We start from the raw sequence: 12,187 nt of genomic DNA on the forward strand, positions 1-12,187 counted from the left end.
CAAGAGCTTTACAGTAATATCCTTGGGAGGGGAGATTTCCCCGCGGCGCCGATCATGGGAGGGGAGAACACCCCCGCGGCGCCGATCATGGGAGGGGAGTCCCCCACATCTCGTTGACAGGCCCTAAACCCCTCCCTAGACTGAAAATCTGTGAATCAAAGAAATGCGAACATCATCCGGCTGCTGACGCTGGCCGTCCTGCTTGCCGTCACCTTCCTCGCCTGCTCAGAGGAAGATAATCCCTATTGGTATTTGGATGGGAATCGTGCCCCCGGCAATGTCATCCCGGATACGGTCTGGGTAATGGCGGATCGGGATACAACGGTAGAAATCGAGATCAACACCGGTTCCTCACCCTATTTGTTTGTTGGTGAGCATGGCGGTCTCGAGATGGTCGCCTACCTTAAATTCACCAGCCTTCCCGATACCGCCTCCGTGGCCTATGCCCTGCTTGATCTCAACATTGATGGTGGGACCGGCGAGCCGTTCCAGATCCAGATCCAGGCGGTAACCTCGAATTTCGATTGGGAGGAGTCGGAAATCCGTTGGGAGAACCGGCCTGAGGTAGATCCGGCGCCTCTTTGGGCTTCGGCCGAACCGATCTCCTGGGGAGAGGATACCACTCTCTACGCAGCCGTTCTGAAGATCCCAGGCCGCATCATTAATGATTGGATCGAGAACAGCGAGGGGAACGGCGGCATTCGGATCTCGAAATCGCGGGCGGACGCCTCTCTGGGTATCATCAAGATCCTCTCTTCGGAGGCGGTGCTTGATACCGGCGGGGTCACCATCGTCAATCCACCCCTCACGATCACCATGGCCGATTCCAGCCGAAGCGTCCGCGGGCCCGCCCAAGACGCCTATGTCCAAACGCGGATCGAAGGCGACCCCTGGGGCTCCGATCCGACGTGGCTCGGCGTGGGAGGAGGCCGGCCCCGCCGAACCTTCATCGGGTTTAATCTCTCCGCGCTCCATGATTCGCTCAGCAGCGGAACGGTTTTCTCAGTCGCACAGGCGGCGCTCATCCTGAATCCGCTGGAAGGCGCCGTAGATGACTTGCCCATCACCGATTCGCTCCGTGTCTCCATCATTCCGATCGAGACCGATCCCGCCTGGTCCGAGAACGATTCGATTCCCGACTCGCTCCAGGTCGAATCGGGGGCTGTGACGAGAGGGAATATCGAGCTCAGCGAAGAGGTGGCTGAATTCAATGTGACCCGTCTTGTCTCCGACTGGATCACCCACACACCTATAAATGGCGGACTCGCCGTTATCGCCGATATAGAAACCCGCACCCTGAACGGCATCCGCCTTGCCAGCCGCTTGGATCCGGAACGTGGTCCCCGGTTGCGCATCATCGTGACCTATTCGACAACTCCCAGACCGGGGGGCAAATGATGATGCGTCGATGGATGCTGCTGACCCTGCTATTGAGCACTTTGCCGGCACCCTTGCTGACCACTGGTGCTTGGGGTGAATCGATATTTTCACGGGAAGCTTTGGGTGAATGGCGGGAACCTTACGACCTCCGAGCGCAGGGGATGGGTGGCGTCTCCATCGCGATCCGTGATTCCTTCCCGCATGCGCAGCAGAATCCCGCCGGTATCATATTCAGCCGGCTCAGTATCGCCTATGTCTCAATCTATCCGGAGAAACGTTGGCTCAGGGTCCCCGCTGACGGCTCCGCCTGCCCTAATGGCTTGGAATGTCCTTCTTCCGGCGGCACGAAATCACAGGTTTCAGGTGGTTTGGCGAATATTCACAGTGTTATCAAATTGGGGCCGCGCTGGAGCCTGGGTCTTGGCGTCCGGCAGATCAATGATCCCGCCTATCAAATCGTTAATATGATTGATAGTGGGGGGATTGGCGAGGCTGAGCGCCAGGAAGAAGGAACCGGTGGCTTTTTATCTTATACATTAGGTCTTGCCTATAGAGTATCGCCGGATTTTTCCATTGGATTCGAAGGATCCCGTATCAGCGGCGCCATCACCGACATTGTTGAATACAATTTCACCAACGGCAATTACATGGATACACGGGATGAACTGACCACCCGGATGAAGAAAGGGTGGCAGGGCCGTCTTGGATTCCTTTGGGCTCCCGGCCGCCTTGCCATGGGCGGTTTCTATGCCACCGCGGTAGCGGCTGACGGCACCTGGAATTGGCGCAATCAGGATGGCGTGCAGACGAGGCTGTCCTTTGATATCGACCTGCCTCCCTCCGCCGGATATGGCATGGCGCTTGATCTTGGGGATCGTTGGCGCGCCGGCTACGATATTGTATGGCGGGGCTGGTCGAAGGCGAAATTCCCCGCGCTGGATGGATCGGAACCAGACTACACTGATACCTGGCGGATCGGGTTGGGTGTGGAAAAGATCGGTGAGGTCAGCACGCGGGCGCGATTTGGGGAGGGTGTTTCTCTCCGCGCGGGATTGAGTTACACGCCTTGGTATTTTGAAAACGCCGAAGGGCGCCGCGTGACGGAATCGGCTGTTTCGATGGGGCTCGGTCTCCCGCTCTCCAAGGACCGGGGCCGTATTGATTTTCTCCTGGAACTTGGCAAGCGATCCGTCGAAGAAATGAAACGCCCCGACGAAATTTTCCTCCGTCTCGGTCTTGGCGCCACTTATGGCAGCATGCCGCGAGAATACTAAGCCAGTTCTTTTCTTTCCATCACCGCGATCCGGCGAAACGTACCGGAAAACGAGCCGTAAAGTGTACCGGGAAATGAGCGGCGAAGCGAGCGCGCAATTGCAATGAATCGTATTGTCTACTTGGATCGAGTTAAAGCCCTTGGGATGCTCCTGGTTTTTTTTGGTCATTTTATTGAGAAACTCTATTTTGCACAGGCCCCCGGCGCTTTGCTTCAATGGAAGGCCGTCTATGCGATGCATATGCCTCTCTTCTTTTTCCTGGCGGGGGTTTTTTGGAAGCCGGGAAGAAGATGGTTTCTGGGAACGGCGCTGAACAAAATAAAAACGCGCCTGATTCCCGTCATTCTCTTTTCATTGATCGCTCTGCCCTTCTGGTTCTTGATTTCGACGCCCGTTATCGATATGTCGCGCAGAGCCGCCTTATACATATCGGGATCACCAAAACTGAATTGGCTTTGCTGGTTTCTGGTTTGCCTCTTCACGCTGGAAATCCTACTTTTGGTTTACTCGAGGTTTTTTAGGGGATTCGGCCGCGGCAGGATCATCGGTCTCGCTCTTTTTTGTTATGTCATCGGCTGGGGGTTCGCCGATTACGGGGATAAGTTGAGTTTTTGGACGGGCATTCGCAAGAATTTCTGGTTCTTGAATGAATCGCTGACCGCGGCGGGAATCTACCTAACCGGCTTTCTCTTCAGGGATCTGCTTTTTGAAGCTGTTCGACCGGTGAGGGATTTTGTTATTCTTCTGGGTGCCGGAATTATCTTTTTCGCGACATTCAATCTGAACCAGGGGCCATTTGAGCATCTTTATCCGGTCGCCATCATGGCGGCATCAAGACACGGCCAGCCGGTGCTCTTTGTTCTGACCGCGCTGGCAGGGATAATCTTTGTTATCTGGTTGCTGAAAATGATTCCTTTAAAAGCCCCCCTGGCTGATTTTATCGGGCGGAACACGATTATCTATCTCGGTTTGAATGGGCTCTGCTTCCACTTTTTTGATACTTGGATCTATGAATGGGTCGGGTACACGCCTGGGAGCCCTTGGATGACATTCGGCTATACAATGGTCTATTCAATTGTAATGATGATGTTCTTCATTCCAATGGCCTGGATGTTGAGGCGCTTCGTGCCTGAGTTGGTCGGCCTGCCCTGGTCGGGGTCGTCGCTTCTCCCAAAGATGAAGTGGGGGCAATAGATCCGGGCCATCTCAATCAGTGTGTGCTTGAGCTTCACTTTACGAATCCATCCAGCAACAGTTCGAGTGCTTGCCAGCCGACGGAGCTGCAGATATCCTTGATCGTTTCGGTTTGCTCCGCATCGCGGCTCAACAACGCCCCTTCGATCATGAAGACTTTGTACTCACGCTCCATGGCGCCGTGGTATGTTGCCAGCACACACCCGGTGGCGCTGAGTCCGCAGAGAAAGAGCGTGTTGATGCCTCGCTGTTTTAAAAGCTCGTCCAATTCTGTTTTGACAAAGGCGCTGGGATAATTCTTGACGATTTTTGGGTCGTCATCCTGAATGAATACAGATTCCGGGAATTGAAACTCCTCACTCTCGGGATCCGGACCCCATTCGGGATCAGTATGATAGACGCGAATGACCGGCAATTCATGCCGGCGAAAGAGCCAGATGGCACCGTTGATCATTCGCAGGGAGCTTTCTTGCTCATCCTCGTCCATCATCGGGATAAACTTATTCTGTACATCAATCACAAGAAGCGCCGGCCTTATCGGCCGAGGTTCTTCATCCTGGGCCGGTGTGATCACCGGTGTAGCCAAGATGACGAGCATGGCGATAACGATTAGTCTTTTCATAATCACTCCTGCAGTTTGTGAGCAGTGAAAAGCAGAAGAAAATATCCGATAAACAAACCAAAAACAAACGGAACCACAGGGAATGAACCAAACCGGGTCATAAACCCCTGCGGTTCCGCATATAGAGTACACCATTTCGCCGGCCTTTATAGGAAAAAGATCAGCGAATTAAGACGATCCGTTTGGTCTGTTTCTCCCCCATGAAAGGAAGCTGGTAGAAATAAATCCCTGATGCGACAGGGGCGCCATTGTCGTTGCGGCCGTCCCATTTCACATGATGGATACCGGCGGAACGATCCTCGTTAACAAGGGTTCGGACCAAACGCCCCGCAGGATCGAAAACGTTCAGATGCACCGGCACCCCTCCGGATCCGCCGGGGATCGTATAGGTGATCGTTGTCGACTGGCGGAATGGGTTTGGAGCCGCCTGTCCGAGATGGACGGACCAGGGAAGCGGTTCGCTATCGACTGCGCTGGGATCGCAGGTATCGGTGCCCCATGCCCCGATAAGATCGCACTCCACATTGGGAGGGGAGAAGGGGGCGCAGGGTGAATCGATTGCAATGGCGTAATCCCCGATCTGAGGATTGCAGAACAACGGATCCTCGCAGATATTTCCGTCAACGCCCTCTTGCCCCGCGATGCTTCCGACCCAATCACCGCCGCTATTCCCGTAGATGTCGCAGCAGCTCAAGATGACGCTCTGCGAGAGGCAATGAACAGCTTCCATTTGGTCGTTATAAGCGAACAAGGAGTTTTGCACATTGAAGGTGTTTGAATTGGTGCAAAGCGCGGATCCGTGAACCTCGGCCGCATTGTCCGCGAAAGTGCAGTTCGAAATCACCGGCAGGGAGTTGCTGACATAGATGGCGCCGCCGTTATCCGCACTGTTATCATAGAATGTACAATTGATGAACGATGCGTCGGATTGCCCCGAGCAATAAATCGCTCCTCCGCTGATCCCGGTATGGTTGTTGCTGAAAACGCAATTGATGAAGGTTGGATTCGAGGCGTCCCGGCACCATGCCGCGCCGCCGCTGTCATACCGGCGGTATCCGTTTCTAACCTTGATGCCCTCGACAACCGCGTCGGGCCCCTCGGCCGAACGGAAATAGAAACCCCGTTGTGTCGAGGATTCGGAGCCTTGGCAGTCAATGACACAGGCATAGGGATTCCCGCTTTGCGAGCGGAGCGTAATCGCCCGGCCGCCAAAATCCAGGTTCCGGTTGCCGTCACCAACGTAGATTCCATTGGTCAATTCGATAATGTAGCCGTCCAGGGAGGCATCGATCGCCTCCTGAATTGTGGGGAAATCTCCAGAGCCGTCGGCTGAGACGATGACCACATCGCAACCCAAGGGGAGCGCCCCGATCTGCCCGCAGGTGGGATTATAGTCGGCCCGGCAAGGGGACTCCGATTGCAGATGGAAGTTCTCGTTCTCTTGATCGCAGAAGAGCGGGTCTTCCGATATATTACCGTCGACTCCATATTGATCGGCGATGCACCCGACCCAGTCGCCACCGGTGTTGTTGAAGATATCGCAGCAGACGAGCGGATCGGAAATCACGCCGCCTTCACATTGAACCGCGCCGCCGCCGGTCCCCGAGACAATAATGCCGTTTTCAAACTCGGCGGCTGAGTCATCCGAGATCCATAAGGCGCCGCCGGCGAGAGCCCCGTTCGCAAAGAAAGTACAATGTGTAATACTCGGCTGCGCACCATCTTGAACGATGATGGCTCCGCCGTTGCCGGCGGCTAGATTCGACGAGAAGATCGATTCAGTGATGAGAGGCGAGGAGCCGGAGCATAAGATCCCTCCGCCGTTGTTCAACGATTCGCTGTCGCGGATCAGGCAATTCCTAATAGTGGGGGACGAGTTGTTCGCGCACACGATCGCCGCGCCACTGCTATCGGCGCCCATGTAACCATTGCGGATGGTGATCCCTTCCAGCACCGAGGAGGCTCCTTCCCCGGAGACAAAATTGAATCCCCGATGTTCCTCGGGATTCCCTTCGCAGTCGATGATGCAGTATTCCGGATCTCCGCCGGCCGATCGAACCGTGATGGGATGCCCATTGAAATTGAGATCACGGTTGCCCTCACCGGTAAAGACCCCGTCGCCGAGTTCAATGATATCGGCATCCAAAACATCATCAATCGCCGCTTGGATGGTGGGGTAGTCACCCGATCCATCCGGCAAAACCGTAAAGACATAGCCGATTTTCGGCATGATCCGCCGGTAGAGTTTTTCCTGGCCTATGTCATAGGTGTGGTAAATGGCATCGATGCTGAACCATGCATTATACGAACCGCCCCATCCATAGTTCATGTGATACTGATTGAAGCCCTGCGTGTCACGCCATCCGTCACATACGATGGCGTGTCCTTCAGTGGCGCTGTAGCGGAATGAATAGGCCATCGGCCGTCCCGCATCGATTTCATCCTGAATGATATGAAACCAGCTGTCAGGATCATGCGAACTCCGGCTCACTTCATTGATCGTATTGTCATAGCGGAAATAATTCGGGAGCACATCGATAATATCGCTGGTATAGGCCCCGGAACCACAGGCGCCGTACACCATCTCAAAGGCGATGCCGACCTCATAATTGAGTTCGGCCAGGGCGTCCTCTTGCTCCGGCGTGCACCCGCCGGTGCAGCTATTGGGCATATTGTCCCAATCGTATGGATCGGAGAATTCGGCATAGAGCCAATCGCCGGGCGAGCTGCCTCCGCATGAGGTGTCGCCGCCCCAGTAGTAGGACCAGCCACTGACACCGCGCGGCGGCCAATTCCAATATCTCATGATCTGGGCGGTGGCCGTGGCGACACATCCGACCACACAGCGACCCCCGTCACCCATTGGGGCGTAATTGTTATAGGGATCTCCCTGGTGCCAAGCCGTCGTGAGCAGCGGCCCGACCTCGCCTCGCGAGAAGAGCGGATCCTCGCCGAGAGAGCGGGCAAAATCAGCCGGATGGGCCAGGTAGCGGTCCCATGTCTCGCGGTGGGCGCGATCAAAAAGAACCTCGCCGGTCGCGGGCTGGGCGGCCGCGAGGCTGCCGTATCTTTCCATGAAGAGTTGAGCGCGATGCTTAAGGATTTCCCGCAGAAGTTGGGGGAATCCCTGAGCTTGTTGGACATCGAGTCCGCAGGTCTCGGAGGAGACCTTAACCGGGGACATCTCCATCAGGACGGGAACGACAATATGACCCTGCGGGAAGATTGAATAGCAGCGTGCCAGAAGGGTTTCACCCACACGGATCTCCTGGACACTCTCGATCCGCGGATGGATCTCTCCGGCCCAATCGCCGTGCTGATGGACCATGGTGGCCAGCCAGTTCGTGGCGACCGTTTCCATCTCATCCGCCGTCGCTGTCTCAGCCCGGGCTTCCAAGGGAAGCAGACTCAACACCCCGAGGAGGATGAGGATAAGAAGACCGGGGATGGAATTTTGAAGATACCAATGCTTGTTCTGATTGCGACACAACATGCTATGGGCTCCCTCCTGTTGCGGTTGAAGAGAAGGTTTAAAGAGAAAACGCGGCCTTCAAACCTCGCCTATCCTAATTATACGTGAAAACCACCTCAAAATCACCCCAAATTCCAAGCGATCTTCGTCTGATGCAGCGCCTTAGAACGATCTTAAACAATCAGTTGCCGGGCATGGGCCGGATGTGAGACCACTTCGGCCTCATTTCATATCCATTGGGAACAGACCCCCGTCTATCTGGTACAAAGAGCGAGTGCGGCAGCCGGAGATTCAATGTGTTTCGGCTGAGAAGAACTCCCGCACCGAGGAGGGGATAAGATGAGCGTTGATAATAGGGGTTTTTTAAAGCTCCTCACTCTTGGCTGTTGGGTCCTGCTCCTATCGGGAGGACCGATCCGGCCGGCGGGCGCGCTGTGCCTGGGGGATGAACCCCAGATCATTCTGGATTGCCTGAGCCGGGCCCATGGGGAGCTGGATATTGAATTTTATAAGCAGCTGCTGGCGGAGGATTTCCATTATCTGCACGCCACCGGAGGCGCGGATTGGGACTATGCGAGGGAATTGGCCGCGGTTGAAGGGACTTTTGAAGCGTACAGCAAGGGCTCGATCACGATGACCATTCAGGATGGTTTCGACATTGTGGAGGGGTCGAAAAGCGGCGACTATTGGATTGAGAATCTGACCGTCAGACTCGAATTTGATATTGATGGCCCCGGCGGTGAGGAGCCTTTCTTCGCCACCAAGCGAGGCCTGCAGATGGGCGTCCGGCTCATCCAGAGCCCGGAACCGCATCTTGTGATCTTTGAATGCCGTGAGCCGGAGGGCGCCACGAGTTTCAGCCGCTGATCGGCACGGCGCAGAGTATAGCTTGCCGGAGGGCGCCCGCAGCAGGTTTTATGGAATGGAGACCGCGCCCATGAGATAGAGATTGGGATTCCTTGCATTCGCGCTTCTTGTCCTTTTTTCTTGTTCAAGAGAAGTCGAACAAAGTGATTCAATCGTCGGAGTGGCCCCAATGGGAGCCACTCCGACGATTGATGGGATATTTCAGGATGGCGAGTGGGCCGACGCCAACACCATCGTCCTGGATAGCACAAAAACAATCCATCTGAAGCATGACAAAGAAAATCTCTACATCGCTCTCGATGGGGATGGCGGCAACATCTATGTCCTGAAGGATGATCTTATTACAATCCTCCATGCTTCATTTTCCCTGGGTTGGGCCGAATACTCGAAACGGAATGGCACTTCATGGGATTGTCAAAGGGAGTACAACTGGGAGTTGTATAAACTTCAGGAGAAGACAGAGGCTGAGATCAGCGGAGGGATGAACCGATATCTCACGAATAAGGGATGGGTTGCCAGCTTGATCCCGATGGGAAACCCGGCTCAGACCGAATACGCGATCTCGTTTGAGTGGCTGGGTCTCTCCAGCCGGATAGAATCAGTAAAAAAGATGAAGACACCCAGAATCCTCATTTCTTCAATACAAAATATCCCTCCTGCAGAACGCCGGGGCCGGGATATTGTCCGGAGGTGATCGAACTGGATCCCGCCGATTGGGGGGAAATCCTGATCAAGGCCGGTGACTGAGAGAACAAAAATAGGGACGCTGCGCATCCTCGAAGAGGAGAGATCCCTCTTAGCGACCGGGTGGCGGCGAGGCATACGGACAGCAGCGACTCTCTTCATCGGAATCCCGCTCCCATCCGGCGGAGAACGCCATTTCTTCACTCGGCCAGCGCGAACTTGCCGAGTTCCATCCTTCTCTGTGGACGCTACACCCCCACTATGCCTATTGGCCCACGATGGAGCGCTGCTTGTTTACCGGGTGAACCGGCTTAAGGGTTCCTAATTCACCCATAAAAATGGAAGGCCGAATACTCTCACCCAGGAACAGAATTACCGGCGGCGATGTCTGAAGGGAAGGAACAGAAAAGCGGCAACTCAAAACAACGCCCACGAATTGCACAAACCCTCGCCCTTGATTGGCGTTGACGGATGCGGAAGGCGCAATTGATTGCGAGCAATCCGGAACCCGAACGGTTCGGCGATGCCATTCAATCGCGCACGGAGTACAAAACTGAACGATTGCTGGATGTGCATCTCGTGACCGACGAGGATATTGCGAATCAAACGTGCTATGCCGGGAAGATCGGCGCAGCATCGTTTCAGCGCTCGTGTTACCTCTTGGCAGAAATCGGGCCGTTAACTTCATTTCTTGAGATTCATCCGGTTTCTTTCTGCATTTAAATGAGATGAGCGGTTTATATCCCGCTAAAATGCGGAGATAATCGAATTCCTGATTGCGGTACTCAGCCTTGACTACTCTATTTTAAGCCTCTATTATAGAAAAGTTGTGCACAATTAAATGTGCGCCTATTGCGAGGGTATGCACATCCAGGAGCAGAAGGTTGGTAGCGGAAGAAGTCCACTCACCAACAGCTTGCATGCCATCCCCAGCCTGGTATGCCCTCGATTCATCAAGATTTATTAAATGGCATGTTGGCGAACGCAATCTCACCGGAATGGAGGAATTATGCCTTCCGAAAACAGGCGTACAGCTGTCGAAAGCGCTCTCCGCCTTTATGATATCAAAACCACTGATGACTTTCCTCCCTGGCTGACTTTCGAGTCACTTGTGCAGTTTCTTCACGAGAACATGAGACCATACGAAGATAAACCCCGCGATATCGCAAAGGCCCTGGAATACGCCCTTTCGGCGGCGGAGGGGAAAGGCGGCTTCATTCTCGTTGCTGCGAGGGATTCAGAGATGGTGGGCGCTATTGTGATTTTGAAGACGGGCATGTCGGGCTATATCCCGGAAAATCTGCTTGTTTTTGTTGGTGTCCAACCTTCAGAGCGGGGTCATGGAATCGGTGGAAGGCTCGTAAACGAAGCGCTTGATCGTTGCGAGGGAAGTATGAAGCTTCATGTCGAGTATGACAATCCGGCGAAACGGCTTTATGAACGAATCGGCTTCACAACCAAATATGCGGAGATGCGCTGCTCCAGAGAGGAGCGAATATGACCCGTGTGGTAATCAATCTTAGGGCCCTGCGACATAACCTCAACACGGTAGACAAGTGGATGCAGGGCAGCGGCGCTCAGTGGACCCTGGTGACCAAAGTCCTCTGCGGACATGAGGCCACGTTGCGAGCCCTGCATAATACTGGTGTACAATCAATGGGCGAGTCACGCCTCGAAAACCTGCGCGCTATTCGCTCTATTGCGCCCGAGGTGGAGACATGGTATCTACGCGTACCGGCCCTGGCGTCGATTTCCGATGTGATCGATTTGGCGACGGTGACACTGAACACGGAAGATGAAACGATTCATGCCCTCAATGAGGAGGCGAAGCGGCGAGGCAGGATTCATCGAATCATTATCATGATCGAGCTTGGTGACCTAAGAGAGGGAATTCTACCGGGGTCGCTTATAAATTTCTACAACCATATTTTTCAACTGGACCATATAGATGTTCTTGGCATAGGAGCCAATCTGGGGTGCCTGGCCGGCGCCGTACCGAATGTCGACCAGTATATGCAGCTTATCATGTACCGCGAATTATTAGAGTTGAAGTTCGGACAGAAACTGCCCTTCATTTCAGCGGGGACAAGCGCGACATTGCCGCTTGTGCTCGACGGCCAGCTGCCGGAGGCCGTCAATCATTTCCGGATTGGCGAGGCGGTTTTCCTCGGTACAGACCTGGTTAATGGAGGATTGCTGCCCGAGCTGCGTAACGATGTCTTTACGCTGGAAGCGGAAATAACCGAAATCAAGAGGAAAAGTCTATTTTCGGATGTCGAAACAGCCGAAATCGGACCCTTTAAGAAAGAATATGCCGAGGAGTTCAGGCCGGGGCAGCGCGGATATCGCGCCTTGGTTAACGTGGGCGAGCTGGACACAGAAGTCAGCGGGCTCATACCTGAGAATCCGAATTTTCACATTGCCGGCGCCAGCAGTGATGTTTCGGTTGTCAACGTCGGTGACAGCCCCGGAGGGCTTTCGGTGGGTGATGTTATGTGCTTCCGAATGACCTACTCGGCCCTGGTGCGCATTATGGCCAATAAATATGTTGATGTTGATGTCGAGCCGTCGCTCAAGGAGTACATCGCTCTGCAGGACGATGAGCCGGAGATACCGATACTCCCGGTTCTCGATTGCTCTGAAACTATCAATGAACCGGGCCCCAAATGAGAGGAGACTTCATCGAGTGAATCC

General features: G+C 54.4%; 10 protein-coding genes. 8 read left to right on the forward strand and 2 right to left on the reverse strand.

Going from position 1 to position 12,187, the window contains the following annotated elements; translation table 11 throughout:
* Positions 1 to 150 precede the first annotated feature (150 nt).
* From KJ970_02995 to KJ970_03005, 3 genes are all read left to right on the forward strand, one after another.
* Positions 151 to 1,398, forward strand: coding sequence for a DNRLRE domain-containing protein (locus tag KJ970_02995; protein MBU2689867.1), 1,248 nt, complete (start codon positions 151 to 153; stop codon positions 1,396 to 1,398).
* On the forward strand, positions 1,395 to 2,654 hold the full coding sequence (locus KJ970_03000) for a hypothetical protein (protein ID MBU2689868.1): 1,260 nt from the start codon (positions 1,395 to 1,397) through the stop codon (positions 2,652 to 2,654). Before KJ970_02995 ends, KJ970_03000 begins: the two co-directional genes overlap by 4 nt.
* 102 nt (positions 2,655 to 2,756) lie before the next feature.
* Entirely contained in the window at positions 2,757 to 3,848 is a 1,092-nt protein-coding gene (locus KJ970_03005; GenBank protein ID MBU2689869.1) for an acyltransferase family protein, read from the forward strand.
* A gap of 34 nt (positions 3,849 to 3,882) precedes the next feature.
* On the opposite strand, the gene KJ970_03010 is transcribed toward KJ970_03005, so the two are convergent.
* Both KJ970_03010 and KJ970_03015 read right to left on the reverse strand, forming a co-directional pair.
* Positions 3,883 to 4,470 carry a cysteine hydrolase gene (locus KJ970_03010; GenBank protein MBU2689870.1) on the reverse strand — a complete coding sequence of 196 codons (588 nt, stop codon included), beginning with the start codon at positions 4,468 to 4,470 and terminating at the stop codon, positions 3,883 to 3,885.
* A 160-nt stretch (positions 4,471 to 4,630) separates the two neighbouring features.
* Positions 4,631 to 7,963: a C10 family peptidase gene (locus KJ970_03015; GenBank protein ID MBU2689871.1), complete on the reverse strand. Its 3,333-nt coding sequence runs from the start codon at positions 7,961 to 7,963 to the stop codon at positions 4,631 to 4,633.
* A gap of 318 nt (positions 7,964 to 8,281) precedes the next feature.
* Between KJ970_03015 and KJ970_03020 the strand changes: the two genes are divergently transcribed.
* The 5 genes from KJ970_03020 (at position 8,282) to KJ970_03040 (ending at position 12,163) form a co-directional block, all read left to right on the forward strand.
* A complete protein-coding gene (locus KJ970_03020) occupies positions 8,282 to 8,809 on the forward strand; it encodes a hypothetical protein (protein ID MBU2689872.1) in 528 nt (175 codons plus the stop codon).
* 169 nt (positions 8,810 to 8,978) lie between these two features.
* A complete protein-coding gene (locus tag KJ970_03025; protein MBU2689873.1) occupies positions 8,979 to 9,503 on the forward strand; it encodes a hypothetical protein in 525 nt (174 codons plus the stop codon).
* 461 nt (positions 9,504 to 9,964) lie between these two features.
* The gene (locus tag KJ970_03030; protein ID MBU2689874.1) at positions 9,965 to 10,216 is read left to right on the forward strand and encodes a hypothetical protein; all 252 of its coding nucleotides are present in this window, start codon (positions 9,965 to 9,967) and stop codon (positions 10,214 to 10,216) included.
* Between the two features lie 286 nt (positions 10,217 to 10,502).
* Positions 10,503 to 10,994 (forward strand): GNAT family N-acetyltransferase, encoded by a 492-nt coding sequence (locus KJ970_03035; GenBank protein ID MBU2689875.1) that lies wholly within the window; start codon positions 10,503 to 10,505, stop codon positions 10,992 to 10,994.
* Entirely contained in the window at positions 10,991 to 12,163 is a 1,173-nt protein-coding gene (locus KJ970_03040; GenBank protein MBU2689876.1) for an alanine racemase, read from the forward strand. Before KJ970_03035 ends, KJ970_03040 begins: the two co-directional genes overlap by 4 nt.
* Positions 12,164 to 12,187: the final 24 nt, after the last annotated feature.

It is taken from the genome of Candidatus Eisenbacteria bacterium, assembly GCA_018831195.1.
Taxonomy (GTDB): domain Bacteria; phylum Eisenbacteria; class RBG-16-71-46; order CAIMUX01; family JAHJDP01; genus JAHJDP01.